The organism is Tepidicella xavieri (assembly GCF_004363315.1).
Classification (GTDB): Bacteria; Pseudomonadota; Gammaproteobacteria; order Burkholderiales; family Burkholderiaceae_C; genus Tepidicella; species Tepidicella xavieri.
Map to the genome: position 1 here is coordinate 107,580 of NZ_SNYL01000003.1, position 26,704 is coordinate 134,283.

23 protein-coding genes are annotated in these 26,704 nt (G+C 66.1%); 8 read left to right on the plus strand and 15 right to left on the minus strand.

Translation table 11 applies throughout. The features are described from left to right. Window positions 1-5 precede the first annotated feature (5 nt). Entirely contained in the window at window positions 6-2,783 is a 2,778-nt protein-coding gene (gene glnE, locus DFR43_RS03355) for a bifunctional [glutamate--ammonia ligase]-adenylyl-L-tyrosine phosphorylase/[glutamate--ammonia-ligase] adenylyltransferase (protein ID WP_133595952.1), read from the plus strand. Window positions 2,784-2,823: 40 nt separating this feature from the next. Here the strand turns inward: glnE and DFR43_RS03360 are convergent, their stop codons facing one another. After that, window positions 2,824-3,681, minus strand: coding sequence for a ferritin family protein (locus tag DFR43_RS03360; protein ID WP_133595953.1), 858 nt, complete (start codon window positions 3,679-3,681; stop codon window positions 2,824-2,826). Window positions 3,682-3,851: 170 nt separating this feature from the next. On the opposite strand from DFR43_RS03360, the gene DFR43_RS03365 reads away from it, so the two are divergent. Beyond that, entirely contained in the window at window positions 3,852-4,505 is a 654-nt protein-coding gene (locus tag DFR43_RS03365) for a glutathione peroxidase (RefSeq protein ID WP_133595954.1), read from the plus strand. A gap of 18 nt (window positions 4,506-4,523) precedes the next feature. Here the strand turns inward: DFR43_RS03365 and holA are convergent, their stop codons facing one another. Continuing rightward, window positions 4,524-5,576: a DNA polymerase III subunit delta gene (gene holA, locus DFR43_RS03370; protein ID WP_133595955.1), complete on the minus strand. Its 1,053-nt coding sequence runs from the start codon at window positions 5,574-5,576 to the stop codon at window positions 4,524-4,526. 7 nt (window positions 5,577-5,583) lie between these two features. Beyond that, window positions 5,584-6,216, minus strand: coding sequence for an OmpA family protein (locus DFR43_RS03375; RefSeq protein ID WP_133595956.1), 633 nt, complete (start codon window positions 6,214-6,216; stop codon window positions 5,584-5,586). A 156-nt stretch (window positions 6,217-6,372) separates the two neighbouring features. Here DFR43_RS03375 and DFR43_RS03380 point away from each other — a divergent pair, with 156 nt between their 5' ends. Further along, window positions 6,373-6,825: a FecR family protein gene (locus DFR43_RS03380; RefSeq protein ID WP_133595957.1), complete on the plus strand. Its 453-nt coding sequence runs from the start codon at window positions 6,373-6,375 to the stop codon at window positions 6,823-6,825. A 9-nt stretch (window positions 6,826-6,834) separates the two neighbouring features. Here DFR43_RS03380 and DFR43_RS03385 read toward each other — a convergent pair whose 3' ends face one another. Next, window positions 6,835-9,003 carry a CHASE2 domain-containing protein gene (locus tag DFR43_RS03385; RefSeq protein WP_133595958.1) on the minus strand — a complete coding sequence of 723 codons (2,169 nt, stop codon included), beginning with the start codon at window positions 9,001-9,003 and terminating at the stop codon, window positions 6,835-6,837. A 659-nt stretch (window positions 9,004-9,662) separates the two neighbouring features. On the opposite strand from DFR43_RS03385, the gene DFR43_RS03395 reads away from it, so the two are divergent. Continuing rightward, window positions 9,663-12,134 carry an HD domain-containing phosphohydrolase gene (locus DFR43_RS03395; protein ID WP_425471070.1) on the plus strand — a complete coding sequence of 824 codons (2,472 nt, stop codon included), beginning with the start codon at window positions 9,663-9,665 and terminating at the stop codon, window positions 12,132-12,134. On the opposite strand, the gene DFR43_RS03400 is transcribed toward DFR43_RS03395, so the two are convergent. Both DFR43_RS03400 and DFR43_RS03405 read right to left on the minus strand, forming a co-directional pair. Continuing rightward, the gene (locus DFR43_RS03400) at window positions 12,135-12,917 is read right to left on the minus strand and encodes an MBL fold metallo-hydrolase (RefSeq protein ID WP_133595960.1); all 783 of its coding nucleotides are present in this window, start codon (window positions 12,915-12,917) and stop codon (window positions 12,135-12,137) included. A gap of 78 nt (window positions 12,918-12,995) precedes the next feature. After that, entirely contained in the window at window positions 12,996-13,418 is a 423-nt protein-coding gene (locus DFR43_RS03405; protein ID WP_133595961.1) for an Lrp/AsnC family transcriptional regulator, read from the minus strand. Between the two features lie 157 nt (window positions 13,419-13,575). Between DFR43_RS03405 and DFR43_RS03410 the strand changes: the two genes are divergently transcribed. Then, window positions 13,576-14,649 carry an ornithine cyclodeaminase gene (locus DFR43_RS03410; RefSeq protein WP_133595962.1) on the plus strand — a complete coding sequence of 358 codons (1,074 nt, stop codon included), beginning with the start codon at window positions 13,576-13,578 and terminating at the stop codon, window positions 14,647-14,649. A 40-nt stretch (window positions 14,650-14,689) separates the two neighbouring features. After that, window positions 14,690-15,640, plus strand: a complete 951-nt coding sequence (rocF, locus tag DFR43_RS03415; protein WP_133595963.1) for an arginase — start codon at window positions 14,690-14,692, stop codon at window positions 15,638-15,640. Here the strand turns inward: rocF and DFR43_RS03420 are convergent, their stop codons facing one another. From DFR43_RS03420 to DFR43_RS03435, 4 genes are read right to left on the minus strand one after another with little or no spacing between them, the layout of a single operon-like run. Then, window positions 15,641-16,183: an LPS-assembly lipoprotein LptE gene (locus DFR43_RS03420; RefSeq protein WP_133595964.1), complete on the minus strand. Its 543-nt coding sequence runs from the start codon at window positions 16,181-16,183 to the stop codon at window positions 15,641-15,643. 4 nt (window positions 16,184-16,187) lie between these two features. Beyond that, window positions 16,188-18,917, minus strand: coding sequence for a leucine--tRNA ligase (gene leuS / locus DFR43_RS03425; protein WP_133595965.1), 2,730 nt, complete (start codon window positions 18,915-18,917; stop codon window positions 16,188-16,190). A gap of 22 nt (window positions 18,918-18,939) precedes the next feature. Next, window positions 18,940-19,755, minus strand: coding sequence for a 4-hydroxy-tetrahydrodipicolinate reductase (dapB, locus tag DFR43_RS03430; RefSeq protein ID WP_133595966.1), 816 nt, complete (start codon window positions 19,753-19,755; stop codon window positions 18,940-18,942). Between the two features lie 9 nt (window positions 19,756-19,764). Further along, window positions 19,765-20,337 carry an outer membrane protein assembly factor BamE gene (locus DFR43_RS03435; RefSeq protein WP_133595967.1) on the minus strand — a complete coding sequence of 191 codons (573 nt, stop codon included), beginning with the start codon at window positions 20,335-20,337 and terminating at the stop codon, window positions 19,765-19,767. Window positions 20,338-20,488: 151 nt separating this feature from the next. Here DFR43_RS03435 and fur point away from each other — a divergent pair, with 151 nt between their 5' ends. Next, entirely contained in the window at window positions 20,489-20,929 is a 441-nt protein-coding gene (gene fur, locus DFR43_RS03440) for a ferric iron uptake transcriptional regulator (protein WP_133595968.1), read from the plus strand. 28 nt (window positions 20,930-20,957) lie between these two features. On the opposite strand, the gene hprK is transcribed toward fur, so the two are convergent. The 3 genes from hprK to hpf form a co-directional block, all read right to left on the minus strand. After that, window positions 20,958-21,908, minus strand: coding sequence for an HPr(Ser) kinase/phosphatase (gene hprK, locus DFR43_RS03445; protein WP_133595969.1), 951 nt, complete (start codon window positions 21,906-21,908; stop codon window positions 20,958-20,960). 52 nt (window positions 21,909-21,960) lie between these two features. After that, on the minus strand, window positions 21,961-22,431 hold the full coding sequence (locus DFR43_RS03450) for a PTS sugar transporter subunit IIA (RefSeq protein ID WP_133595970.1): 471 nt from the start codon (window positions 22,429-22,431) through the stop codon (window positions 21,961-21,963). A gap of 128 nt (window positions 22,432-22,559) precedes the next feature. Continuing rightward, window positions 22,560-22,892: a ribosome hibernation-promoting factor, HPF/YfiA family gene (gene hpf / locus DFR43_RS03455; RefSeq protein WP_133595971.1), complete on the minus strand. Its 333-nt coding sequence runs from the start codon at window positions 22,890-22,892 to the stop codon at window positions 22,560-22,562. Window positions 22,893-23,210: 318 nt separating this feature from the next. Here hpf and corA point away from each other — a divergent pair, with 318 nt between their 5' ends. Beyond that, on the plus strand, window positions 23,211-24,197 hold the full coding sequence (gene corA / locus DFR43_RS03460; RefSeq protein ID WP_133595972.1) for a magnesium/cobalt transporter CorA: 987 nt from the start codon (window positions 23,211-23,213) through the stop codon (window positions 24,195-24,197). A gap of 4 nt (window positions 24,198-24,201) precedes the next feature. Here corA and DFR43_RS03465 read toward each other — a convergent pair whose 3' ends face one another. Both DFR43_RS03465 and DFR43_RS03470 read right to left on the minus strand, forming a co-directional pair. After that, window positions 24,202-24,957, minus strand: a complete 756-nt coding sequence (locus DFR43_RS03465) for a 5'-methylthioadenosine/adenosylhomocysteine nucleosidase (protein ID WP_133595973.1) — start codon at window positions 24,955-24,957, stop codon at window positions 24,202-24,204. 16 nt (window positions 24,958-24,973) lie between these two features. Further along, window positions 24,974-26,668, minus strand: coding sequence for a long-chain-fatty-acid--CoA ligase (locus DFR43_RS03470; RefSeq protein WP_133595974.1), 1,695 nt, complete (start codon window positions 26,666-26,668; stop codon window positions 24,974-24,976). Between the last annotated feature and the right edge of the window lie 36 nt (window positions 26,669-26,704).

Here is a 26,704-nt window from a genome sequence, read left to right on the forward strand (position 1 = left end):
AAATTATGACGGCCAGCGCCACGGCAGACACAGCCAGCCCGGTTCAATTTGTATCCAAACATGTCGATGCCGCGACCCATTCCCGATTCGTCCAGCGCGTGCGACGGCGCTACGACGCCGAGCTGACCGCCCTGCCGCCCGGCGCGCCCGATGCCGCCTCGCTGCGCCAAGCCCTGCAAGCGCTGCGCGAACGCGGACACGACCTGGGCAGCGCCTTGCGGGTGCTGCGCCACCTGGTGCTGGAGCGGCTGGCCGTGCTCGACGCCGAATGCGAGGCCCCGCTCCATCTGGTGACTGGCGCGGTGACGGCATTGGCCGAGCTGGCGCTGGACGAAGCCCTGGCCCAGACACTGCGCGAACTCGACGACTTGCACGGCGCGCCCGAGTACGCCGACCCCACCGTGCCCGCGGCGCAAGGGCCCGTGCTGCGCCGCGCCGAACTCTGGATCATCGGCATGGGCAAATTCGGCGCCCGCGAGCTCAACGTCTCCAGCGACATCGACCTGATCTACGTCTATGACCACGACGGCGAAACCGCCGGCAACGCGGTCGGGCGCCATCGCATCAGCAACCACGAATACTTTGCCAAAGCGGTCAAGCGGATTCACGCGCTCATCGGCGAGACGACCGAGCATGGCCAAGTCTTTCGCGTGGACCTGGCGCTGCGGCCCAACGGCAACTCTGGCCCGCCTGCCGTCTCGCTGGGGGCGCTGGAAGAATACTTTTTGGTGCAGGGGCGGGAATGGGAGCGCTTTGCCTGGCTCAAAAGCCGCGTGGTAGCGCCGCGCAGCGCCATTGCCAGCGGCAGCGCGGCCGCCTTGCGCGGGGTGGTGCTGCCTTTCGTGTTCCGCCGCTATCTGGACTACAACGTGTTCGAGTCGCTGCGCTCGTTGCACCGGCAAATCCGCGAGCACGCGGCCAAGCGCGCGGCCGGGCACCCCGAGCGCGCGCACGACGTCAAGCTCTCCCGCGGCGGCATCCGCGAAATCGAGTTCACCGTGCAACTGCTGCAAGTGGTGCGCGGCGGGCAGTTCCCCGAACTGCGCACCCGCCCCACGCTGGCCGCCCTGCAGCGGCTGGAGCGCGCTGGCCTGATGCCCCCCGACAAAGCCCGCGCCCTGGCCGACGCATACACCTTCCTGCGCCGGGTCGAACACCGCATCCAATACCTGGACGATCAGCAGACCCACATCCTGCCCACCCGCGACGACGACCTGGCCTGGGTGGCCCATACGATGGGCTTCCCAGGCACCTGCGCCTTCCTGCATGCGCTGGACGCCCATCGCGAGGCGGTGGCCCAGGAGTTCGACACCCTGCTCGGCGCCTCCGGCGGCCAGTGCAACGGCAAAAGCTGCCACGGCCGGCGCACCGCCGTGGAGGACCTGCAATCCGTCCTCGGGCAGCTGCCCCCCAGCTACGCCGCCAAAGTGGCCCAATGGTGCGAGCACCCGCGCGTGCTGGCCCTGCGCGAGGACGCACGGCAACGCCTGGCCCACCTGGTGCAACGCACCGGCGCCTGGCTGGAAGACGGCCGCGTCAGCGAAACCGCCGCCCTGCGCATGGCCGACTGGATCGAGCCCCTGCTGCGGCGGGAAAGTTACCTGGCGCTGCTGCAAGAGCGCCCCTCGGTGCACGAGCGGTTGCTGCACGTCCTGGGCGCGGCCAAATGGCCGGCGCGCTATCTGCTCAAGCACCCCGGCGTGATCGACGAACTGGCAGGGCGGCAGCTGTACGAGGAACGCTTCGACGCCACCGCGTTCGAAGCCGAACTGGAAGCCCGCAAGCGCTCGCTCGCCGTCACCGGCGAGGACGACGACGAAGCGCTGCTCAACCTGCTGCGCCGCGCCCACCATGCCGAGACCTTCCGCACCCTGGCGCGCGACGTCGAAGGCGTGCTGACGGTGGAGCAGGTGGCCGACGACCTCAGCGCCCTGGCCGATGCCGTGCTGCGCGTCACCGGCCGCTGGTGCTGGGAACGCCTGAAACAGCGCCACCGCGAGGAACCGCGTCACGCCATCATCGGCTACGGCAAACTCGGCGGCAAGGAACTGGGCTACGGCAGCGACCTGGACATCGTCTTCGTGTACGAGGACGACGACGAGCGCGCCCCCGAGGTTTATGCCGCCTTCGTGCGCAAGATGATCAACTGGCTCACGGTCAAGACCGGCGAGGGCGACCTGTTCGAGATCGACACCGCGCTGCGCCCCAACGGCAACTCCGGCCTGCTCATCACCAGCTTCGAGGCCTACGCCAACTACCAGCAAAATCGCGGCAGCAACACCGCCTGGACCTGGGAACACCAAGCCATCACGCGGGCCCGATTCGTGCTGGGCGCCCCGGATCTGGCGCCCCGTTTCGACGCCGTGCGCGAAGCGGTCATCACCGCCCCGCGGGACCATCAGGCCCTGGCCCAGGAAATTCGCGCCATGCGCGAACGGGTACGGCAGGCCCACCCTGTCAAGGGCGAGTTGTTCGACATCAAGCACAGCCCGGGCGGCATGGTGGACGTCGAATTCGCCGTGCAATACCTGGTGCTGGCGCATGCCGCCCAACACCCGGCACTGCGCGGCAACATCGGCAACATCGCCCTGCTGCTGCAGGCGCAGCAGGCCGGCCTGCTGCCCCCCGGCATGGGGCAGGCTGCCGCCGATGCCTACCGCGTGCTGCGGCAGCGGCAACACCGCGCCCGGCTGGATGAAGCCCCCACCCAGATCGACCGATCCGCGGTGGCGCCGCATGCGCAAGCCGTCCAAGCCCTGTGGGCCCACGTGCTCGGCCCCTGAAACCCGGTCAGGCCCAGGGCTTGGAGGCGCCCCGGGGCGCTCAAGCCCCCTGATACGTGGGGGCGGGCGGCAAGGTGGCGGCGATTTCCTTGCGGAAACGGTTGAGTTCCTGCACCGTCTTGAAGCTGCGCTCCATCAGCAGGCTCATGTTGTGCAGGATCCGCTCCACCACCTTGCTTTCCCAGGCCGCGTCGAACTGGATCTGCTCGCTGAGCCAGTGCTCTAGCCACTGCGGGTTGGGCAGGCGGCTCTGCACCGTGTCGCGCGGATAGTGCGCCTTGCTGACGTGCAGATTGGTCGGGTGCAGAGCCTGCGCGGTGCGACGGGCGCTGGCCATGAGCACCCCCACCTTGGCAAACGCGGCCTTGGCCTCGTTGCCAAACTTGGCAATCGCCCGCTTCATGTAACGCAGGTAGGCGCCGCCGTGGCGGGCCTCGTCCTGGCTCAAGGTGGTGTAGATGTGCTTGATCACGGGCTCGGTATGCCATTCGGCGGCCCGTCGGTACCAGTGGTTGAGGCGGATCTCGCCGCAGAAGTGCAGCATCAGCGTCTCCAGCGCTGGCGCCGGGTCGAACTCGAAGCGGACCTCGTGCAACTCCTCCTCGGTCGGGGCGAGGTCGGGGCGAAAACGCCGCAGATACTCCATGAGCACCAGCGAGTGCTTCTGCTCCTCGAAGAACCAGATCGACATGAAGGCCGAGAAGTCCGAATCGTCCCGGTTGTCGCGCAGGAACATCTCGGTGGCCGGCAGCGCCGCCCACTCGGTGATGGCATTCATCTTGATGGTCTGTGCCTGCTCATCGCTGAGCTTGGCCGCATCGAATTGGTCCCAGGGAATGTCTTTGTCCATGTCCCAACGGACGGCTTCGAGTTGTTTGAAGAGTTCAGGATAGAGCATGGCGCTTGGCTGGAGGCAGCAGATCACGAAAACACAAAACACCGGCATTCTACGGAGACCGGCAAAAAAATAGCCTTCAAAATCATAGGGCTACTGTCTGGTCGGGGATTCGCTGGTGGCTGCCTTCCCGCGTGGGAAAAGCGCACAATCGATGAACCCAGGAGATTGCCATGCGCCATCGATCCCTTGTTCGCCCAAACGTTCCCGCACCGGCTGACCGCTGGTCGCGTCGGCATTGGTTGGCCCGCACCGGCGGCTGGCTGGTCGGGGCAGGGCTGCTGACACACGCCTGGCACGCGCGCGCCCAGGCCACGCCCCCCGCCGGCCATGCCGCCTGCCCTGCCCTGTTGCAACACCGCTTCGAGCGGCTGCAAGACGAAAAGCTGCAAGACCTTTGCCAATATGCCGGGCAGGTGGTGTTGGTGGTCAATACCGCCAGCTTCTGCGGGTTCACCGGCCAGTACCGTGGGCTCGAAGCCCTGTACCGGCAATACCGCAACGAGGGCCTGGTCGTGCTGGGCTTTCCTGCCAACAATTTCGGCAATCAGGAGCCTGGCTCCAACCAGCAGATCGCCGAATTCTGCGAAAACACCTTTGGCGTGCAGTTCCCGATGTTCGTCAAATCCGACGTGGTCGGGCCCAACACCAATCCGCTGTTTCAGCAACTCGCCCAGATCACCGGCGAGCGGCCGCGCTGGAACTTCCACAAATACCTGATCAGCCGCGACGGTACGACGGTGCTGAGCTACGGCAGCATGGTCTCGCCCGACAACCGGCGTTTTCGTGCCGACCTGCAGCGCCTGTTGCGCGAAGGCAGGGGCTGATCCCGGCCCACTGAACCTTCAGCGCGCCGCACAGGCGCGACAGACGTTCATGGCCAGCCGGTGCAGCGCTTGCCAGGCATCGCCGGGCCAGCGCGGGTCTCGCAAGCCCTTGACGATGCCATCGACCGTATGGGCCTGTTGCACCCACTGCGCCAAGCGCGGCAGGCTCAGGCGGGGCAACACGCGCTCGAAGCGCTTTTCCCGCGCCCCCCAGACACGCTGCTCCCGCAGGGCCAGCGGCAGGGGGCGCCCCTGAGCCACCGCGGCCTTGACGCGCCACAGCGCCCGGATGTCTTCGGCCAAGGCCCAATGCACCAGCACCGGCGCCGTGCCTTCGGCCTGCAAGCCATCGAGCATGCGCTGCACCCGCAGGCCCTGGCCATCAAGCACGGCTTCGGCCAGTTTGAACGGGTCGTAGCGGGCCACGTCGAGCACAGCGCTTTCGACCTGTTCAAACCGCAGCACGCCGGGGGGATGGAGCAGAGCGAGTTTCTGGATTTCCTGATGCGCCGCCAGCAAATTGCCTTCGACCCGGTCGGCCATGAAGGCCAGGGTGCGCTGCCCCGCCTCGCCTGGCTCGACCTGCTGGCCCTGCGCCTGCAAACGCTGCGCGATCCAGGCCGGCAGCTGGGCCCGCTCCACCGGATCGACGCGCACCGTCAGGCCATGCGTATCGAGCGCGACGAACCAGGCGCTCTTGAGGGTGGCCGTATCCAGCCGCGGCAACACCACGATGGCGACCAGCGCATCGGACTGAGCCACCGATTCGGCCAAGCGCTGCAAGGCCGCCGCGCCGTCCTTGCCCGGCTTGCCGGAAGGAATCCGCACTTCCACGAGCTGGCGCTCGGCAAACAGGCTCATGGACTGCCCGGCCTGCAGCACGGCGCTCCAGTCGAAATGCGCGCCCGCCACAGTGAACACCTGGCGCTCGGTGTGCCCACGCGCGCGCGCGGCCGCGCGGATCGTGTCCAGGGCCTCCTGCTGCAGCAGGGGTTCGTCTCCGTGAACGGTGTAGAGCGCGCGCCAGGCACGCTGCAGTTGGGCGTTCAACGCCGACGCACTCACCCCCATCCGCACCTCATCGCAGCGTGATCTCGACCCGGCGATTGCGCGGCTCGGGGGTTTCGTCCGGGGTGGGCACCAGCAGATTCGTCTCGCCGTGGGATTCGACCTGCATGGCCAGCTGTGGCAACCCCAGCGCCTGCAGGCGCTGGGCGACGAACTGGGCGCGCTCCAGCGATACCCGGGCATTGACCTCGGGGCGCCCCACCGTGTCGGTATGGCCGATGATGGACACGTCCACCATGCCCAACGCCCCGCGCTCGGTGATGCGCTGCAGCACACGCGGCAGCAACGCTTCGGATTCTGGGGTCAGGCGGGCCCCTCCGGTTTCGAAATAAAGCAAAAACCGCTCGGGCAATAGCGGTTGGGCTTGGCGTGCGGCCTCGAAATCCCGTGCCAGCCGTTCGGGGGGCACCTGATCCACCACCACGGCCCCGTCGGTGCCTGCCGCCTGGCCCGCCTGCGCCAGCTCCTGCCGCCCCGCCCGGCCTTCAACCGTGACGCGGCCCACCGAGCCATCCGGGCTCGGCACCAGCACCACATAGGATGGCGGGAAAGACGGTTCGGGCGGCGGGGTGGCACAACCGGCCAGGGCCACCCAGGCCACGGCCGCCACCAGCCCCCAACAAAAGCGTGCGATGGGCGTCATGAGGTAGTGAACAAAAAATGTGGTCTGTGAGTGCTATCGATTGCACCCCGAGCACGTCACCGGTACAGTGTAGCCACAAGTTGGCGTGTCGTATATCGGCCCGCGTTTTTTGCCCGGGAAAACACCGGCTCACACCGTTCAATGGAAAGGCCCGCCATGAAGCACACCCTGAGTTCTTCGATCATCGGCCTGCTGCTGATCACCATCACCCTTGGGCAGTCGGCTCAGGCTTCGGAACCCGTCGGCTTTGTGAAAACCGTCACTGGCCAGGCCGAAGTCATCACCGCGGGCCAGTCCGTCGCGGCGGCCGTAGGCACCCCGGTGTTCCAGGGCAGCGCCTTGCGCACCCGTGCCGCCTCCTCTCTGGGCGTGACCTTCCGGGACAACACCGTCATGTCCTTCGGGCCCGACACCGAACTGACGGTAGACGAGTTCCTCTACCAGCCCACGCAAGGCCGGCTCAAATTCGGCACCCACATGAGCAAGGGCACGCTGAATTACGTCTCCGGCGCCATTGCCCGCCTGCAACCCGACGCCGTGACCGTCAGCACCCCGACAGGCACCATCGGCGTGCGCGGCACCCAATTCCTGCTCAAAGTGCAGGAGTGAGCCACGGCCTCACTTGTCGTCCAGCACGATGAGGTCGGCCCGCGCGGACAAGGCCGCAGGCTCCCCATCCTGCAGCCGGCGATGGTGCAGGCGCACGAGCGGGTCATCGGGAAAACGGGCCGCCAATTGGGCAAAATGCGCCACGGCTTCGGCCCGCCCTTGCGCCATGGCCTCGTACGCCGCTTGGTAAGCCGCCAGCGGCGCATAGCCGGCCGGGGTCTCTGCGGTCAGCGGCTCGTACACCTTCAGGGCCTCGGTCTTGCCCTTGAGCACCAGCCTGCCAATCGGCCGCGCCATCACGCCTTCGCCATCGCAAGCCGCCCAGATCGCTTCCGAGACGCAAATCCGCGTGCCCAAGTGCTTGTTGACGCTTTCCAGCCGCGCCGCCGTGTTCACCGGATCGCCCAGCGCCCGGTAATCGAAGATCACGCTGCCCCCGAAGTTGCCCACGATCACCTCGCCCGCGTGCACCCCCAGCCGGGTGTGGCCGAATGCAATGCCCTTGGCTTGCAGGTCCTGCGCATAACGGGTGGCAAAAGCGTGCATCTCCAGCGCGCAGCGCAGCGCGCGCTGGGGGTGATCGGGCTGCGGCACCGGCGCAGAAAACATGATGGCCACCGCATCACCCACGATGCGGTCGAGCGTGCCCTGGTGGCGAAAGGCGATTGAGATCATCTCCTCCAAATAGCGGTTGAGCAGCGTCAACGCTTCGCCGGGGTCGATCTTCTCCATCAGGCTGGTAAAACCCGCCAGATCGGTGAACACAAAGCTGCACGTCTGGCGCTTGCCGCCGAGTTCCAAGGCCTCCGGGTGGTTGACGAGGTAGTCCACCCGGTTCGGCGAGACGTAGCGCGCGAACGCACTCTTGATGAAACGCTGCTGCCGTTCGCTCCAGAAATGGTGCGCCAGGCTGGAGACGATGAAGGTCAATAGCCAAACCAGGGCCGGCGTGAACGTGTCCAGCAGCAAGCCCTCGCGCGAAAAGCTCCACCAGCCCAACCAGAGCACCCCTGCCATGAGCAGCGCCGCCACCCCCGCAGCCAGCAGCGCCGCCGCGCGCACGGCGACCCAGGCCAGGACAATCGCGCCCACCACGACCAGCATCGCTTCCAGCGGCAGCGCCCAGTGGGGCCGCACCAGAAAGTGACCTGTCAGGGCCTGCTCCAACGCCTGGGCATGGGCCTCGACACCCGGCATGATGCGCCCCAAGGGATTGAAGCGCAAATCCATCAACCCCTGCGCCGAACTGCCCACCAGCATCAGGTGCCCTTCCACGGCTGCGGGGTCGAAATCTCCAGCCAGCACACGCCAGGCCGGCAGGTAGCGCTGCGCCACAGGCAAGGAATAGTGCACCCACATTTCGCCCCGGTCGGTGGTCGGGATGGACACGTCTCCCACGCGCACCGCCTGTAGCGCCGGCGCACCGCTTTCGGCGGTCTTGAGCAAGTGGTTGCGCGCGCCCTGGCCCACGCGCAACGTTTCGGTAACCAGCGTGGGCACGGGCTGCTCGCCCAACCGCAACACCAGCGGCACCCGTCGCACCACGCCGTCCCCGTCAGGCATGAAGGTCAGCGCCCCGTTGCCTGCCGCCGCCGTGTCCAGACGCTCCAGAGACGGCACAGCGGTGGTGAACCCATGCAACACCTCGGGCGCGGGTGGCCCCACCCACACATAGCGATAGGGAGCCGCCGGCATGCGCTGCTCCGGCTCAGGCGCCTGGTCACGCCGCACCGCAAAGCCCAGCACCACATCGCGTCCCTGTAGCGTCTCGGCCAGGCGCTCGTCATGGTCCGGCAAATCCAGCAATCGCGCTCGGGTGGCGTCGTCCAGGGGCCAAAGCGCTGCCAAGGCGCGCGGCGAGGTGCGATCCGGTTCGGCAAACACCACGTCAAACCCGATGGCCGCCGCCCCTGCATCACTGAGCCGCTGCACCATCTCGGCGATACGGGTACGGGGCCAGGGCCACTGCCCCAGGCGCTCCAGACTCGCCTCGTCGATGTCCACGATGCGCACCGGCGCAGGCTCATAAGCCCGAGGCTGCCAGCGCTGGTATTGGTCAAACCCCTGGTGACGCAAGGTCTGCAACAGCAGCGGATCGGTCAACAACAGCAGCAGGCCCAAGACTGCCAAGCACAGGCCCAGCAACCACCCGAGCGCATGGAGTGAAAGGTTTTTCATGGAACACCGGGCCCCTGGATCACGCAGATCACACAATTTAGCAGTTAAAGTGTGGCCGGGGACGGTTTCCCTCGACGGGAGGTAGAGATGGCCAGTGCAGCATCGGCTTCGGTTCCTCAGGGTGACGGTACATGGCACCGCCTGCGACGGACCATGGTTCGCTTTCAACCCTGGATCGTCGCCAGCACGGCGGGGTTGATCGCGGTCGTCACGCTGGTGCTGGCCTCGGTGGTCTGGTGGCAGGGGCGGTTGCTGGCCGAAGAAAGCGCCCACGAACGTTTCTCGGCCCTGGCCCAGCGCGTGACCACCGAATTCGACGCCAAGCTCCAAGGCGCCCTCGATCTGGCCCACACCCTGGCAGCGGCCCAGGCAGACGCGTTGCCCGAGACCCACGCGCCCTCCTACGGCGAGCCCTGGTTGCCGCTGTGGTGGGCGGCACTCGAACGCCACCCGCATCTGTACGGCCTGTACGTCGGGCTGGATGACAGCCGTTTCTTGCAAATGATTGCGGTTCGACAGGACCCGCGCATCACCGCGGCGCTGCAGGCTCCGCCATCGACACACCATTCGGTACGGCGCATCCTGGTACCGCCTGTCGGCCCACGCCTGGAACACTGGCGCCACTTCGATGCCCAAGGCACCCTACGGCCGAGCGCACGGTGCCGTCCAGCTACAACCCCACCGAGCGCGGCTGGTACCGCGATGCCCAGGCCCGCCGTCATGCCATCGTCAGCCCGGCTTACACCTTTGCCAGCAACCAGGCACTGGGCATCACCACCGCCACGCCGCTGGCCGCCGCGGCGGGGGTGTTTGGCATCGACCTGACGCTGAACAGCCTGCAGGCGTTTCTGGATCAACTCGCCCTGACGCCGCATGGCGCGGTGGCCATCCTCGATGACGAACGCCGTGTTCTGGGCTGGAGCAACCGTGGCGCCATCGCCAACGACCCCGGGTTGCAACCCCTGGCGCCGCTGGACTCGGCCACGGAGCCCCTCTGGCAAGAAGCCGCCCGACTGTCGGCCACGCTGCAAGCAGGCAGTGCCCGCTTTCAACGCCTGGCAGGCGTGCCTTACGCCGCGGCGCGGCAAGTCATCGAACCCTTGCCCGGCACCCGGTTCGAAGTGCTGCTGTTCGCCCCCCAGGCCGACTTCATGGAAGGCGCGGTGCAGACCCGCAACCGCATGCTTGGCTCCATGCTGGTGGTCATGATCGTGTTGCTGCCTCTGGCCTGGCTGGGAACACGCAACGTCGTCCGTTCGCTGCAGACCCTGGCACGCAATTCCGAGCGCATCCAGCGCATCGACTTCGACAGCCCGCCGCAACCGATCGAGTCGCACCTGTACGAGGTGGACGTGCTCGGCCAATCGCAGCAGACGATGTACCAATCCCTCAAGCAGCGCACCGAAGCCCTGGAACTCGCCCAGGCCAAGCTGTCGCAGATCGTACAGACCGGGATCGAGTTGGGGCGCCAGCAGGACCGTACCGCGCTGCTGCGTCGCGCGCTGTTCGGTGCGCGCGACGTGGCCCACTGCCAGGCCGCCACACTGCTGCTCAAGACCGAGCGGCAAACCCTGCGCTTTGCGCTGCGCACCAGCGACGACCCCATCCCCGACTTCGAGCTGCCGCTGTATGACCCCCAAGGCCAGCCCGTCCACCAATACGTGGCCACTCACGTGGCGTTGACCGGCGAAACCGTCGTCATCGACGACATCTACAGCGAGACCCGTTTCGACGTCAGCGGCACCAAGCGCTTCAGCGAAAGCTCGGGTTTGCGCGTCATTTCCACGCTCAACGTCCCCCTCCAACCCCAGGAAGGCGAAATCATCGGCGTCATCCAGCTGATGAACGCGCTGGACCCGCACACCGGCCAGGTGGTGCCTTTCGACCCGGAAATCGTCAGTTTCGTCGAGGCGATTGCCGCGCAGGCCGCGGTGGCCATCCAAAACCAGAACCTGCTCGACGCCCAAAAGGAAATGGTCGATTCGATGATCCAGATGATCGCTGGCGCCATCGACGCCAAGAGCCCCTACACCGGCGGCCATTGCGAGCGGGTGCCCGAGCTGGCCATCATGCTGGCCGAAAAAGCCTCTGCCGTGCAGGAGGGCCCCCTGGCCGAGTTTGCCTTTCGCACCGAAGACGAATGGCGCGAGTTCCGCATCGGCGCTTGGCTGCACGACTGCGGCAAAGTCACCACCCCCGAATACGTGGTGGACAAAGCCACCAAGCTGGAAACCATCTACAACCGCATCCATGAAGTTCGGATGCGCTTCGAGGTGCTGCTGCGCGACGCCATGATCGAGCGTTTGCAGGCCATCCACGAACAGGGCATGCCCAGCGCCGAGGCCGACGCCCGCTTCGAGGCGCGACGCACACAATTGCTCGACGACTTCGCCTTCGTGGCCGAATGCAACCTCGGCGGTGAGTTCATGGCCCCCGAGCGCACGGAACGGCTGCGGCGCATTGCCGGTGAAACCTGGTGGCGGCATTTCGACGACCGGCTCGGCCTGTCACACGAGGAGTTGCGGCGTCACGAACGGGAACCAGCCCCGCCTCTGCCTGCGCGGGAATCGCTGCTGGCCGACAAACCCCACCACCTCATCGAGCGCGCATCCACCCAGGCTTTCCATCCCAAGTACGGGTTCCAGCTCAAGATACCGGAACACCTGTACAACCACGGCGAAATCTACAACCTCTCCATCGGGCGCGGCACGCTCACCGAAGAAGAGCGCTTCAAAATCAACGAGCACATCATCCAGACCATCGTGATGCTGGAGCGCATGCCTCTGCCGCCCAACCTCAAGCGCGTGCCCGAATACGCCGGCACCCACCACGAGACCCTCACCGGCACCGGCTACCCACGCCGGCTCACGGCCGATGCGCTGTCCGTGCCGGCTCGCATCATGGCCATCGCCGACATCTTCGAGGCCCTCACCGCCAGCGACCGCCCCTACAAGAAGGCCAAAACCCTGTCAGAATCGATCAAGATCCTGAGCCACTTCAAAAAAGACCGGCACATCGATCCGGTGCTGTTCGACCTGTTTTTGACGTCCGGCGTCTATCGGGAATACGCGCAGCGCTTCCTGCTGCCGGAACAGATCGACGAAGTGGACATCACGCCTTACCTGGGCTGATCAGCCCAGCTCGAAGACCTGCCCGGCTTCGAGCCAGATCAGCCCGAAGGCCCGGTCCAGGCCCATCTGCGCCACCTCGGCCTCGATCAGCCCTTTTTCGATCGGCTTGGTGTGCGTGATGCCGATGCGCAACCCCGGATGCCGGGTCAGATCCAGGTGACGCAGTTCCTCTTCCAGCAGGCTGGGGCACAGATGCTGGCTGCGCAAGGCCAAATCGAATTCGCGCTCGCTGAATGCCGTCTCGATCACCAGCATCGCCATCCGCATCTCGTTGACGCGGCGCCAAAACGCCGGGTTGGAGCAGGTGTCGCCCGTAAACACCCACTGACCCGCTGGCGTGTCCACCGCATACCCCACGGCGGGCACGGTATGGGCCGCCGGCAGCACCTCCACCCGATGCCCCGACACCTCCACCACCTCGCCCACCTGCAGCGGGGCAAACACCAGAAACGGGTCCGCCGGACTGGGGATGACGGAAAAATCCGGCCAGATCGTGCCATTGAAGATGTGGCGCCTGAGGGCGTCGATCGTCTCGGGCAAGGCATGGACCACGACCGGTCGGGTCAGCCCCCCGGCCACGGTATCGATCATCAAGGGCAGGGCCGCGATGTGATCCAGGTGCGCATGGGTCAGAAAGACGTGTTCGATCTGCAGCATCGCATCGACCGACAGATCCCCCACCCCCGTACCGGCATCCACCAGGATGTGCCCGTCGATGAGAAAAGACGTGGTGCGGGCCTGTTGCGCAATGGCGCCGGAACACCCGAGAACCTGAACCTGCATGACACCCTTTCGGCGCTGAAGACAATGAGCCATATTAGCGAATCGACGCTCGCGCAGGGAACCCGCCGGGCAGCCTGCTCACAGCTTCAGGGTGGACAGCAGCAAACTGGTTTCGCTGCTGGCAATGCCATCGAGCAGCCGGATGCGGCTGAGCACCTGATCGAATGCTTCCAGCGACTGGGCGTGGAGCTCGGCGACGATGTCCCAACGGCCATTGGTGGTGTGCAGCTCGACCACCGCCGGGTCGCCGCGCAGCGCCCGCAGCACTTGCTCGGTGCGGTTGCCATCCACGGCAATCATGGTCCAGGCCCGAATGCGATGCGCCTGCACCTGGGGCCGCAAGCGTACCGTGTAGCCAACGATGGTGCCATCGGCCTCCAGCCGATGCAGCCGGTTCTGCACCGTGCCGCGCGACACGCCGAGCCGCTGCGCCAACGTGGCCACCGGCAGGCGCGCATTGTCACGCAATTCGCTGATCAAGCGGCGGTCGAGATCGTCCATGCATTCGTCATATCGTCAATAAATACTGGCATTTTGCGCTATTTATGCATGTTTTTGAACAATTTTCTGTCTTTCTTTGGCTCAGCCGCTCTGGACAATAGGCGTGACGCTGGTTTTGCACACAACCGGCACCCACCCAGATTCAGGAGACGCAACCATGGTCCATTACCTCGGTGTTCACCATGTCCGGCAGTTGTTGGCCCACGTGGGCATGCCGGCCTTCTTGCAGCGACTGGAGCGCGAAATCGAGGCCGACTACCGGCGCTGGGGGCAGTTCGACAAATCGCCCCGGCATGCCATCCATTCGGCGGTCGGGGTGATCGAGCTCATGCCTACCAGCGACGGGCGCTGGTACTGCTTCAAGTACGTCAACGGCCACCCCAAAAACACCGCCGAAGGGCTGTTGACGGTCACGGCTTTCGGCGTGCTGTCCGACGTGGACACGGGCTACCCGCTGTTGCTGTCGGAGCTGACGCTGACGACGGCGCTGCGCACCGCGGCGATGTCGGTGCTGGCGGCGCGGCACATGGCTCGGCCCGAGAGCCGTTGCATGGCCCTGATCGGCAATGGGGCCCAGAGCGAATTCCAAGCCTTGGCTTTCTATCACGGCCTGGGCGTGCGCGAATTGCGCCTGTTCGACACCGACGCACACGCCAGCGCCAAACTGGCCGCCAACCTGCAGCGCATGCAGTTGCCCGGGCTGCGCTGGCACATCTGCGCCAGCACCGCCCAAGCCGTGGCCGGCGCCGACATCGTGACCACGGCCACGGCCGACAAGCGCAACGCCACCATCTTGTTGCCCGAGATGATCGAGCCGGGCATGCACCTCAACGCCGTCGGCGGCGACTGCCCGGGCAAGACCGAACTGCACCCCGACATTTTGCGCCGCGCCGATGCGCGGGTCGTCGTCGAATACGAGCCACAATCGCGCATCGAAGGCGAAATCCAGCAAATGCCGGCGGACTTCGCGGTCACCGAATTTGCCGACGTGCTACAAGGCCGCGCGCCGGGCCGTGCCCACCCGCAGGAGGTCACGGTATTTGACTCCGTGGGATTTGCATTGGAAGATTTCTCCGCCCTGCGCACCTTGCATGCCTTGTTGCAGGAACATCCCCGCTTGGCGCAAAGCCTGGACCTGATTCCGCAGCTGAGCGACCCGAAGAACCTGTTTGGCCTGCTGGATGCCACCCCAGCCGGGGCGCCGACGGCGGCGGCTGCCTGCGCCGCCTGATGCGAACCGGCATGCCCGCCGTGGCCTGGAGTTTGACCCGATGAGCCCTTTGAGCACCGCTGCCCCCCTGCGAGCCAGCCTGATTGGCGCCCCCACCGATGTGGGCGCCGGCGCCCGCGGAGCGTCGATGGGGCCCGAAGCCCTGCGCGTGGCCGGCATCGTGGCGGCGCTGACCCACCACGGGCTGGAGGTTCACGACCGCGGCAACCTCAGCGGCCCGCCCAACCCCTGGCTGCCCCCGGTGCAGGGCTACCGGCACCTGGCCGAGGTGGTTGCCTGGAACCGCGCGGTGTTCGACGCCGTCTCGGCCGAACTGGCGAGCGGCCATCTGCCCATCTTGCTCGGGGGCGACCACAGCCTGGGCCTGGGCAGCATCGCCGCGGTAGCGCGCCATTGCCGCCAACAAGGCCGCAAGCTGCGGGTGCTGTGGCTCGATGCCCATGCCGACTTCAACACCAGCGAGCTGACCCCCAGCGGCAACGTGCACGGCATGCCCGTGGCGTGCCTGTGCGGTTTCGGCCCACGCGAACTGACTCACATGGGCGGCGAAGCGCCGGCCTTGCAGCCGCATCAGATCCGGCAAATCGGCATCCGCAGCGTGGACCCCGGCGAGAAACGCTTCGTCCACGAGCAAGGGCTGGAGGTGTTCGACATGCGCTACATCGATGAGCACGGCATGCGCCATGCCATGGAACAAGCGCTGGCCGGTCTGGACGAGCACACCCACCTGCACGTCAGCTTCGACGTGGACTTCCTGGACCCCGAGATCGCCCCCGGGGTGGGCACCACCGTGCCGGGCGGCCCCACCTATCGTGAAGCCCAGCTGTGCATGGAAATGATCGCCGACACCGGCCGGCTCGGGTCGCTGGACATCGTGGAGCTGAACCCGGCGCTGGATGTGCGCAACAAAACCGCCTTGCTGGCGGTGGACCTGGTGGAAAGCCTGTTTGGCAAGAGCACGCTGATGCGCCAGCCCCGCCCGGCCCGCTGATCAACCCAAACGCACCGCCGCCAGCCGCGCCATCCACTGGCGCACGATGGCTTGCTCTATGTCGCGGTACAGCAGGGCCTCCTCGGTTTCCTTGCCCAGCACCTGGGTTTCGGTGAAGCTGAGCTCACGCTCTTGCACCAGTTCGGTGTCGGGGATCAACTCGCGGCCGGCCGGCGTGCGCAGGCGAAACCGCACCCGCTGGCGCAACACCAATTCGCGCACCTGGCCCGCGGCCGTGGTGCCCACGACCACGCGTTCGCGCTGGTCCTGCGCCACGTCCAGCACCACATCGACGGGAGCATCCTGAGGGCCGGGGGCCGACCACCGAACCGCCACGCCGCTGCCCTGCAATTGGGCCGCGAGCCGGCGCAGGGTGTCGGTCTCGGCCGGGCTGTTGATCCACACGCGCTCAAAGGCCAGCGACGTGTGGCTGCCGCGCAGACGAAACCCGCAGGCGCTCAACAGCGACGCGGCCCCCACCACGCACAGCCCTTGGAGCCAGACGCGCCGGCGTTCGTGGTCGCAAGATGGCAAGCGGCGCATGGGCTCACACCACCACGTTGACCAAGCGCCCAGGCACCACCACCACTTTTTTGGGCGAGGCCCCGTTGGCCTGCTTTTGCACCGCTTCGCTGGCCAGGGCCGCGGCCTCGATGACGGCTTGGTCGGCCTGCGCCGGCACCAGGATGGAGCCGCGCAACTTGCCGTTGATTTGCAGCACCAGTTCGATCTCGTCCTGCACCAGCGCGCTTTCATCGACGCGCGGCCAAGGCGCATCGAGCAAATCGCCCAAGGTATGGACGTAGCCCAGTTCTTGCCACAGCACGTGGGTGATGTGCGGCGTGGCCGGGTAGAGGCAACGCAGCAGGATGCCAAAGCCTTCGATCAGCGCCACCCCCAGGCCGGCGGCGTCCTGGCTGGCCGAATCGAGCGCGGCTTCCAGCGCGTTGAGCATCTTCATGCAGCCCGACACCACGGTGTTGTACTGCATGCGCTGGTAGTCGTAGTCCACCTGCTTGAGCACGGTGTGGATGTCGCGCCGCAGGGCCTTGGCGGTTTTGCCGAAAGCCACCTCGGCCAAGGAATGGGCCCCTTGCGTCTGATCAGCCGTCTGGGACCAATCGACTTGCGACAGCTTGTGCCCAAAGGCCCAGACGCGGCGCAGGAAGCGGTAGCTGCCTTCGACGGCGGCGTCGTTCCACTCCAGCGTGGCCTCCGGCGGCGCGGTGAACATGGTGTAGAGCCGCGCGGTGTCGGCGCCGTATTTCTCGATCAGGTCCTGCGGATCGACGCCGTTGTTCTTGGACTTGGACATCGTGCCCACGCCCTCGTAATCGATGGGCGTGCCGGCCGGCAACAGGCCATCGGCGCTATCGACATCGCGCTTGAGCTTGGCGCCAACGATCTTGCCGCTGTCGTCGTGCACATGCTCCACATCGTGCGGCCAGAAGTATTCCTTGCCGCCCTTGGCGGTGCGGCGGCTGTAGATGTGGTTGAGCACCATGCCTTGCGTGAGCAATCGCTTGAAGGGCTCGTCCACCTGCACCAGCCCCAGGTCGCGCATCACCTTGGTCCAGAAACGCGCATACAGCAGGTGCAAGATGGCGTGCTCGATGCCGCCGATGTACTGGTCCATCGGCATCCAGTAGCGGGTGCCTTCGGCCACCATCGCATCGGCGTTGGTCGGGTCGCAGTAGCGCATGAAGTACCAGGACGAATCCACGAAGGTGTCCATGGTGTCGGTCTCGCGCCGTGCGGGCTTGCCGCACTTCGGGCAGTCCACTTTCAGGAACGCCTCGCATCGGGTCAACGGGTTGCCGCTGCCGTCAGGCACCAGGTCTTCGGGCAGGCGCACCGGCAGGTCTTCGTACGGCACGGGCACCGGGCCGCAGTCGTCGCAGTGGATGATCGGGATCGGCGTGCCCCAGTAGCGTTGGCGGCTGATGCCCCAGTCGCGCAAACGGTAGGTGACTTTTTTCTCGCCCAAGCCTTGGGCGGCCAGCAGCTCGGCCACCTTGTCCACCGCGGCCTGGTAAGGCAGGCCGTCGAGCGGCCCGGAATCGATGCAGCGGCCCCGCTGCTTGTCGGCGTACCACTCGGCCCAGGCGTCGGACGAGAACGTCTCCCCCTCCACCGCGATGACCGGCTGGATCGGCAGGCCGTACTTTTTCGCGAATGCGAAGTCGCGCTCGTCGTGGGCGGGCACGCCCATCACGGCGCCATCGCCATAACTCATCAGCACGTAGTTGCCCACCCACACGGGCACGGCTTGGCCGGTCAGCGGGTGCCTCACCGCCAACCCGGTGGGCATGCCTGCTTTTTCCTTCAACGCGAGCTCGGCCTCCGTCGTGCCGCCTTTCTTGCAGTCTTCGATGAAGGCGGCCAGCGCCGGGTTGGCGGCAGCGGCGTGCTGCGCCAGCGGGTGCTCCGGCGCCACGGCGCAGAAGGTCACGCCCATGATGGTGTCGGCGCGGGTGGTGAAGACGTACATCCGGCCGTCACCGATCAACTGGCCGTCGGCACCGCGAATGTCGTGCGGGAAGGCAAAGCGCACGCCCTCGCTCTTGCCGATCCAGTTTTCCTGCATCAGCCGCACCTTGTCGGGCCAGCCGTCCAGCGTGGCTTGGGGGTGGCCGATCTGCACATGCTGCAAGAGTTCGTCGGCATAGGCGGTGATGTTGAGGTAATAGCCCGGAATCTCGCGCTTTTCCACCAGGGCGCCGGTGCGCCAGCCGCGCCCGTCGATGACCTGCTCGTTGGCCAGCACGGTCTGGTCCACCGGGTCCCAGTTGACCACCTGCGTCTTGCGGTAGGCAATGCCCTTTTCCAGCATCTTCAGGAACAGCCACTGGTTCCATTTGTAGTAGTCGGGCGAGCAGGTGGCCACCTCGCGGCTCCAGTCGATGGCCAAGCCCATGGCCTGCATCTGCCGCTTCATGTAGGCGATGTTGTCGTAGGTCCACTGGGCCGGGGGCACCTTGTTCTTGATGGCGGCGTTTTCCGCCGGCAGGCCGAAAGCGTCCCAGCCCATGGGCATGAGCACGTTGTAGCCCCGCATGCGCAGTTGGCGCGCCATCATGTCGTTGATGGTGTAGTTGCGCACATGGCCCATGTGCAGCTTGCCGCTGGGGTAAGGCAGCATGGAGCAGGCGTAGAACTTGGGCTTGGGCTGGCCCTGGGCGTCGGTGGCGTGTTCGTGGACGCGGTAGGCGTCGCGCTCGCGCCAGTCGGCGTGAGCGGCGCGCTCCACGTCCTGCGGGGTGTATTTGTCTTGCATGGTCTACGGTCGGTGAAAAAGCTCAGCGCAGGTTCAGCACGTCGAACATGTCGTACAGGCCGCGCTCCTGGCCGGCCAGAAAGCGCACGGCCCGCAAGCTGCCCTGGGCATAGGTGGCGCGGCTGCTGGATTTGTGGGTGATTTCGATGCGTTCCCCGGTGCCCAGGAACATGACGGTGTGGTCGCCCACCACGTCGCCACCGCGCACGGTGGCAAAGCCGATGGAACCCGCGGCTCGCTCGCCCGTGTGGCCCACCCGCTCGTACACCGCGCAGTCCTTGAGGTCGCGCCCCAGGGCCTGGGCAATGACTTCACCCATCTTCAGGGCCGTGCCGCTGGGGGCGTCCACCTTGTGGCGGTGGTGGGCTTCGACGATTTCGATGTCGTAGCCGCTGGCCAGGGCGCGCGCGGCCATGTCCAGCAGCTTGAGCGTGACGTTGACCCCCACGCTCATGTTGGGCGCCAGCACGATGGGGATCTGCCGCGCCGCGGCGGCGATGTCGGCCTTCTGCGCTTCGGAAAACCCCGTGGTGCCGATGACCATGGCCGTGCCGTGGCGCACGCAGGCGGCCAGGTGGGCCATCGTGCCTTCGGGCCGGGTGAAATCGATGAGGAAACGGCTCGATGCCAGCGCGGCATCCAGGTCCGCGCTGATAGTCACGCCGCTGTGCTGCCCGGCAAAGGCTGCGGCATCCTGGCCCAGGGCAGGGCTGTCGGGGCGGTCCAACGCGCCACTGAGCACGCAGTCATCGGCGGCCTCGACGGCTTCGATCAGCATGCGGCCCATGCGGCCGCTGGCGCCTGCGACGCAGACGCGGAAAGGGGTATCGTGGGTCATGGGCTAGGATCAGCGAGGTTCCAGCGGCGGGTAGCTGGTGCCCGGGGGCACCGCCGGAGCGGGTGGGTCGGAGGCGGCTGCCGCGCCGGTGTTGTAGCGCTCGTGGAAGGCACGCAGCTGCGCCTCGCTGGCTTCGAGAGCTGGGGCGCGGCCGAGGCGGCGGCGCGTGTCCAGCGAAGCCACAAACTCCTCCTCGGTCGGCAGCTCGTCGGCTTCCACCCGCTGCAGCAAGGGCCCGTCGAAGAACACCGACACGCGGCGCTGCTGCGGCTCCTGGCCCTGCCGCCGCAGGGTGAACACATAATCCCAGCGGTCGGCATGGAAGGCGCTGGCCACCAGCGGCGTGCCCAGAATGTTGCGCACCTGCTCGCGCGACATGCCGGGCTGCAAGGCTTGCACCTGCTCCCGAACCACCACGTTGCCTTGCAGGATGTCGATGCGGTAGGGGGTGATCAGCCCGCCGAGGGTGCTCATGGACGCGGTGGCGTCCTGGAAGCTGGCGCAGCCCGGCAACGCCAGGGCCGCCGCCGCGAGCACACCGGCGCCGGTCAGACGGATGCGAGTCGAAAGGGGTGAGATCATGGTGGCGGGTGCGGGTTTGTCGGCAAAACGCGCGCCCACGGGGCGCAACGTACTATCATGCAGGGCATTGTAGCCCTTGCTCCCGGGGCGGATGCGATGGGCCACGGCGCCGCACCGCGCGGCACATGGGCAACGACCGGCGAGATCCCGCATGACCAACATCGAAGAACTCAAAAGCACCGGCCTCAAGGCCACCCTGCCCCGTCTGAAGATCCTGGAAATCTTCCAGTCGGGGCAGCAGCGCCACATGACGGCCGAAGACGTGTTCCGCGTGCTGCTGGACGAGCGCAGCGACATCGGCCTGGCCACGGTGTATCGGGTGCTGACGCAGTTCGAACAGGCCGGGCTGCTGATCCGCAGCAACTTCGAATCCGGCAAAGCGGTGTACGAGCTCAACGAAGGCCAGCACCACGACCACCTGGTCTGCCTGGACTGCGGCCGGGTGGAGGAATTCTGCGACCCCGAAATCGAGCGGCGCCAGCAGGCCATCGCCACGGCGCGCGGCTTCGAAATCCAGGAGCACGCGCTGTCGCTGTACGCCCATTGCACCAAGGCCGACTGCGAGCACCGCGCCAAGAACCGCCGCGGCTGATGCCCGCCCCGTGCCTCGCCCCGCGGCCTCAGGCGTTGCGCAGCATGGCGTCGCGCTGGCGCTGCACGAACTCTTGATAGGTATCGATGCCGCGCAGCTGCAGGATGGTGTTGCGCACCGCGGCCTCCACCAGCACCGCGATGTTGCGGCCCGCCACCACCTGGATCACCGCCTTGCGCACGGCCACGCCCAGCACGTCCTGGTACAGCGGCTCATGCGGCAGACGTTCGTAATCGCGCTCCATGGTCTGCTTGCGCACCAGGTGCACGATGAGGCGCAAACGCATCTTGCGGCGCACCGCCGTCTCGCCAAAAATCGCCTTGATGTCCAGCAGGCCGATGCCCCGCACCTCCAGCAAATTCTGCAGCAGGTCCGGGCAGCGGCCCTCAAGGGTGGTCTGGTTGACGCGGTGGAAATCCACCGCATCGTCAGCCACCAGCCCATGCCCGCGTGAGATCAGCTCCAACCCCAGCTCGCTTTTGCCCAGGCCGGATTCGCCGGTGATGAGCACGCCCAGCCCGAGGATGTCCATGAACACCCCGTGCAGGGTGGTGCGCTCGGCGAAATGGCGCGACAGGTACGCGCGCAGCACGTCGATGACGAAACCGGCCGAATAGGTGGTGGTGAACAGCGGAATGTGCGCCCGTTCGCACATGGCCAGCAGTTCGGCCGGCGGCTGGGCGTCATCGGCCACCACCAGCACCGGCGGCTCCAGCACCACGATGCGCGAGACGCGGCGACGGCAGTCTTCGGGCGTGGAGTTGAGCAGATAGGCCACCTCCCGGTGGCCCAGCACCTGCACCCGGTAAGGGTGGATGTAGTTCAGATAGCCCACCAGATCGGCGCCGGAGCGGGCTTCGCTGACGGCTTTTTCATCGAAGCGGCGCTCGGACGCGCTCTGCCCGGCCGCCCACTGCCACTTGAGGGTTTCGCGGTGGTCCTCGAACAGGACGTCGGCGCTGACGACGGCGGGTTTCATGGGCAGGACAAACGGGCGCCCGGCACCACCTGGCGCCCGGGCAAGAGGGCGGTCAGGCGACGGCGTGCGCCGACTGCCAGTTGGCGATGAGCTGATGCAGGCCGGCGGCGTCCTTGCTTTCCTTCATTTGCTCGCGCAGTTGGGCGTCGCTGAGCAGCTCGGCGATCTCGGACAGGATTTCCAAGTGCTTCTGCGTGGCCGCCTCGGGCACCAGCAGGAAGATCATCAGCCGCACCGGCTGTTCGTCGGGCGCGTCGAAACCGATGGGATTGGCCAGTTGGAACACGGCCGCCAGCGGCTGCTTGAGGCCTTTGATGCGGCCATGCGGAATGGCCACGCCGTGGCCCAGCCCGGTGGAGCCCAGGCGCTCGCGGGCAAACAGGCTGTCGGTGATGAGGGCACGGTTGAGCCCGTGCAGCGACTCGAACAGCAGTCCTGCTTCCTCAAACGCACGCTTCTTGCTGGTCGCGTCCACCGCAACCAGCACCTGCTCGGCAGGCAAAATGGCAGAAAGACGGTTCATATCAACCTCACGGAGGGCAAATTATGCCCTGATGAGCCATTCTGCATAGTCCCCAAAAACAAACAAGCCGCTTGACAAATCAAGCGGCTTGTTGCAGTGCAATATATGTCACTGCCGTGACAAGGGCCTCATTGGAGCGCGCGCTTGGCCGTTTCGTGGTGGTGCTCCTGCACTTTCGTCTTGTAGCGCAGCACCTGGCGGTCGAGCTTGTCGGCCAGCTCGTCCACCGCGGCGTACAGGTCGGCGTGGGTGCTCTCGGCAAAAATATCCTTGCCTTTTACATGGATATTGCACTCGGCTTTCTGTCGGTGGTCTTTCTCCTTGATGTTGTCCACGGTCAGCAGAACCTTGATGTCCACCACCTGGTCGAAATGTCGAGAAATTCGGTCGAGTTTGCTCGTCACGTAGGAGCGCAGCGCGGGCGTGACTTCGAGGTGGTGACCACTGATCGTCAAGTTCATGAAGAGCCTCCTTTGCTCTGGTTGACATGCCCGCCACCGAGGCGGCGGCGGGCCGGGAAACGTGGTTCTTTCACCTCCACTATGCCCGTTTGCACCGTTTTGGGCAAGCCGCGTTCGTCCGGCCAGGCGCGCGCCGGCGCCCGTCACCGCGGCGTCATTCGGCGGTGCGATAATTCGGCGTTGTCCTGAGATTCGAAGACCGTCCCGGACGACCGCCTCTCTTTGCGGGCGTGCGCCCGGTGACCGGTGGTGGTGAACCGCCAGACACCGCTCGTGGTCGTGGCCTCGGTCTGATCGTTTGCGTTCTGGGAGCATCGGATGCTCAATGTGTTCACCTTGGTCAACGGCCGTCTGTTCCAGGAGGAAATCGACTCGCTGGAGGAACTGGCCCGCTTCAAACCCATCTGGGTGGACCTCGAATCCCCAACGCCCGAAGAACGCCGCTGGGTGCGCCAGCATTTCGGCCTGTCCATTCCGGAAGACGCGATGGCCGAGGACATCGAGGAGTCGGCGCGCTTTTTCGAGGAAGACAACGGCGAGCTGCATGTGCGCAGCGACTTCCTCATTGGCGACGAGGACAACCCCCGCACCGTGCGGGTGGCCTTCATCCTGAACGAGCAGAACGAATCGCTCAAGAGCCGCGGGGTGCTGTTTTCCATCCACGACGAGGACGTGCCCGTGTTCCGCCTGCTGCGCCTGCGGGCGCGGCGCATGCCCGGCCTCATCAAGGACGCCAAGGACGTGCTGCTGAGCCTGTTCGACACCGATGCCGAATACTGCGCCGACACGGTGGAAGAGATTTACGACGACCTGGAGCGCATCAGCCGCAAGGTGCTCTCCGGGCAGGTGACGGACGAAATCGCTTCGGAAGTGCTGGCCGGCATTGCCCGCCACGAGGACATGTCGGGCCGCATCCGCCGCAACATGATGGACACACGCCGCGCCGTCAGCTTCATGATGCGCACCCGGCTGCTCAGCGCCGAGCAGTTCGAGGACGCGCGCCAGATCCTGCGTGACCTGGACTCGCTGGACAGCCACACCGCGTTCATGTTCGAGAAGATCAACTTCCTGATGGATGCCACCATCGGCTTCATCAACATCAACCAGAACAAGATCATCAAAATCTTCTCGGTGGCCAGCGTCTCGCTGCTGCCGCCGACGCTGGTGGCCAGCAGTTACGGCATGAACTTTCAATTCATGCCGGAGCTGGAGTGGGCTTACGGCTACCCCTTTGCCATCGTGCTGATGATTCTGTCGGCCGTGATCCCGATGGTCTATTTCCGCAAGCGCGGCTGGCTGAAGTAAGCGCTCAGAGCAGGTTGAGCGCCTTGCGCACGATGCGCCCGCTGTAGTGGCGCGCGACCTGCTGCAGGAAGTGCTGGAAATCCACATGGGCCTCGTCATCGGCCCGGTCAGAGATGGTGCGCACGGCGGCAAAGGGCACGCCGTAGTCATGGCAGACCTGCGCCACGGCCGCGCTTTCCATGTCCACGGCCAGCGCTTCGGGCAGGCTCGCGCGCAAAGCCGCACATTCGGCCGCGGTGGCCACGAAACGGTCGCCGGTGACGATCTCACCCTGATGCACGCTCGGGGCGTGCAGGCCGAGGCCGCGCAGCACGGCTTCGTCCAGCAGCTTGGGCAGCCAGGTCACGGCATCGCGAGCGGCGGCGTGCAACACCTGGGCCAGGGCCATGTCGGCCTTGAAGCGGCTGGCCCCATAGCCCGGCACTTCCCAGCGGGGAAAGAGCGGGGAGGCGTCCAGGTCGTGCTGCATGAAGGCGCTGCCCACGACGATGTCGCCCACCTCCACGCCCAATGCCAAGCCGCCGGCCACGCCGGTGAAGATCACCTGCTGCGGCTCGAACCGTTCGCACAGCACCGTGGCGGTGGTGGCCGCCGCCACCTTGCCGATGCCCGAGAGCACCGCCACCACCTCGTGCCCCTGCAGATGCCCGCTCCAGAAAGTGCGGCCGCCAGCGACGCGCTTTTGCTCGTCGGGCATGAGTTGCAGGATTTCGGCCAGTTCTTCGTGAACGGCGCTGATGATGGCGATGCGTTGACCCATGAGGCGTGGACTCCGATCAGGCTTTGTCGCGCAATTCGCGGCGCAGAATCTTGCCGACCGGGGTCTTGGGCAGTTCGGTGCGGAATTCGATCACCTTGGGTTGCTTGTAGCCGGTCAGGCGCGCTCGGCAATAGTCTCGCACATGTTGCTCGGTCAGCGCGGGATCTTTCTTGACGACGATCAACTTCACCGCTTCGCCGGAGTGGGCATCCGGGATGCCGACGGCCGCGCACTCCAGCACCCCGTCGAGTCCCATCACCACGTCTTCGATTTCGTTCGGATAGACGTTGAAGCCGCTGATGAGGATCATGTCTTTCTTGCGATCGACGATCTTGAAGTAGCCGCGCTCGTCCATGACGCCGATGTCGCCGCTTCGGAACCAGCCGTCGGCGGTCATGACCTTGGCCGTTTCATCCGGACGCTGCCAATAACCGGCCATGACCTGGGGGCCCTTGATGGCGATTTCGCCGGGCTGACCCAGGGGCACTTCGTTGCCCTCGTCGTCGATGCACTTCATGAGGGTTCCGGGCAGCGGCACGCCGATGGTGCCGGTGAATTCGGTGTTGGTCACGGGGTTGCAACTGGCCGAGGGGCTGGTCTCGGACAGGCCGTAGCCTTCGCAGATAGGGCAGCCGGTGCGCGCCAGCCACTTCTGGGCCACGGCGGCCTGCACCGCCATGCCGCCGCCGACCGACACCTTCAGGTTGCGCCAGTTTACCTGGTCGAAATCCGGGTGGTTGAGCAAGGCGTTGAACAGCGTGTTGACCGCCGGAAAGCTGTGGAAGGTGTGGCGACGCAGCTCTTTGATGACCGCAGGCAGGTCGCGTGGATTGGGAATGAGGATGTTCTTGCCGCCGTTGCGCAGGCTCAGCATCATGTTCACCGTGAAGGCGAAGATGTGATACAGCGGCAACGCGCACACCGCCGTGGGCTGCTCGTGCGGCGGAATTTTCTTCATCACCGGCTCGTTCCAGGCCTCGGACTGCAGCACGTTGGCGATCACGTTGCGGTGCAGCAGCACGGCGCCCTTGCTCACGCCGGTGGTGCCGCCCGTGTACTGCAGCACGGCCATGTCATCGGGGCCGATGGTCACCGGGGCCAGCGCCATGCGGCTGCCGGTGCGCACGGCGTCGTTGAAGCGCACGGCACCGGGCAGGTCGAAGGCGGGCACCATTTTCTTGACCTTGCGCACCACGTGGTTGACCAGCGCGCCCTTGAGCCAGCCCAGCATGTCGCCCATGGCGCAGAGCACGACGTGCTTGACCGGGGTGTTGGCGATGCAGGCTTGCAGGGTGTGCGCGAAGTTCTCGATGATGACGATGGCTTTGGCCCCGGAGTCCTTGAGCTGGTGCTCCAGCTCGCGGGCGGTGTACAAGGGGTTGACATTGACCACCACCAGCCCGGCGCGCAGGATGGCGGCCACGGCCACCGGGTACTGCGGGATGTTGGGCATCATCACGGCCACGCGGTCGCCCTTGACCAAGCCCTTGCCTTGCAGGTAGGCCGCCAGCGCCAGAGACTGTTCGTCGATGGTGGCGTAGCGGAAGTCCTGACCGAGGAAGCTGTACGCGGCGCGGTCGGCATAGCGGGCAAAGCTTTCTTCCAGCAGGCCGACGAGCGAGCGGTAGGCGCTGACGTCGATGTCTGCGGGCACCCCGGGCGGGTACGCGCTCAGCCACGGCTTGTCGGCCGACGTGACGGAACTGGGCATGCAGGTCTCCAATGGTTGTTGTGAGGCGCTGTCGCA

Bases quoted from the DNA above. Each gene is read 5' to 3' on its own strand.
- glnE (WP_133595952.1), top strand. From the start codon at position 6: ATGACGGCCAGCGCCACGGCAGACACAGCCAGCCCGGTTCAATTTGTA.
- DFR43_RS03360 (WP_133595953.1), bottom strand. From the start codon at position 3,681: ATGCTCTATCCTGAACTCTTCAAACAACTCGAAGCCGTCCGTTGGGAC.
- DFR43_RS03365 (WP_133595954.1), top strand. From the start codon at position 3,852: ATGCGCCATCGATCCCTTGTTCGCCCAAACGTTCCCGCACCGGCTGAC.
- holA (WP_133595955.1), bottom strand. From the start codon at position 5,576: ATGGGGGTGAGTGCGTCGGCGTTGAACGCCCAACTGCAGCGTGCCTGG.
- DFR43_RS03375 (WP_133595956.1), bottom strand. From the start codon at position 6,216: ATGACGCCCATCGCACGCTTTTGTTGGGGGCTGGTGGCGGCCGTGGCC.
- DFR43_RS03380 (WP_133595957.1), top strand. From the start codon at position 6,373: ATGAAGCACACCCTGAGTTCTTCGATCATCGGCCTGCTGCTGATCACC.
- DFR43_RS03385 (WP_133595958.1), bottom strand. From the start codon at position 9,003: ATGAAAAACCTTTCACTCCATGCGCTCGGGTGGTTGCTGGGCCTGTGC.
- DFR43_RS03400 (WP_133595960.1), bottom strand. From the start codon at position 12,917: ATGCAGGTTCAGGTTCTCGGGTGTTCCGGCGCCATTGCGCAACAGGCC.
- DFR43_RS03405 (WP_133595961.1), bottom strand. From the start codon at position 13,418: ATGGACGATCTCGACCGCCGCTTGATCAGCGAATTGCGTGACAATGCG.
- DFR43_RS03410 (WP_133595962.1), top strand. From the start codon at position 13,576: ATGGTCCATTACCTCGGTGTTCACCATGTCCGGCAGTTGTTGGCCCAC.
- rocF (WP_133595963.1), top strand. From the start codon at position 14,690: ATGAGCCCTTTGAGCACCGCTGCCCCCCTGCGAGCCAGCCTGATTGGC.
- DFR43_RS03420 (WP_133595964.1), bottom strand. From the start codon at position 16,183: ATGCGCCGCTTGCCATCTTGCGACCACGAACGCCGGCGCGTCTGGCTC.
- leuS (WP_133595965.1), bottom strand. From the start codon at position 18,917: ATGCAAGACAAATACACCCCGCAGGACGTGGAGCGCGCCGCTCACGCC.
- dapB (WP_133595966.1), bottom strand. From the start codon at position 19,755: ATGACCCACGATACCCCTTTCCGCGTCTGCGTCGCAGGCGCCAGCGGC.
- DFR43_RS03435 (WP_133595967.1), bottom strand. From the start codon at position 20,337: ATGATCTCACCCCTTTCGACTCGCATCCGTCTGACCGGCGCCGGTGTG.
- fur (WP_133595968.1), top strand. From the start codon at position 20,489: ATGACCAACATCGAAGAACTCAAAAGCACCGGCCTCAAGGCCACCCTG.
- hprK (WP_133595969.1), bottom strand. From the start codon at position 21,908: ATGAAACCCGCCGTCGTCAGCGCCGACGTCCTGTTCGAGGACCACCGC.
- DFR43_RS03450 (WP_133595970.1), bottom strand. From the start codon at position 22,431: ATGAACCGTCTTTCTGCCATTTTGCCTGCCGAGCAGGTGCTGGTTGCG.
- hpf (WP_133595971.1), bottom strand. From the start codon at position 22,892: ATGAACTTGACGATCAGTGGTCACCACCTCGAAGTCACGCCCGCGCTG.
- corA (WP_133595972.1), top strand. From the start codon at position 23,211: ATGCTCAATGTGTTCACCTTGGTCAACGGCCGTCTGTTCCAGGAGGAA.
- DFR43_RS03465 (WP_133595973.1), bottom strand. From the start codon at position 24,957: ATGGGTCAACGCATCGCCATCATCAGCGCCGTTCACGAAGAACTGGCC.
- DFR43_RS03470 (WP_133595974.1), bottom strand. From the start codon at position 26,668: ATGCCCAGTTCCGTCACGTCGGCCGACAAGCCGTGGCTGAGCGCGTAC.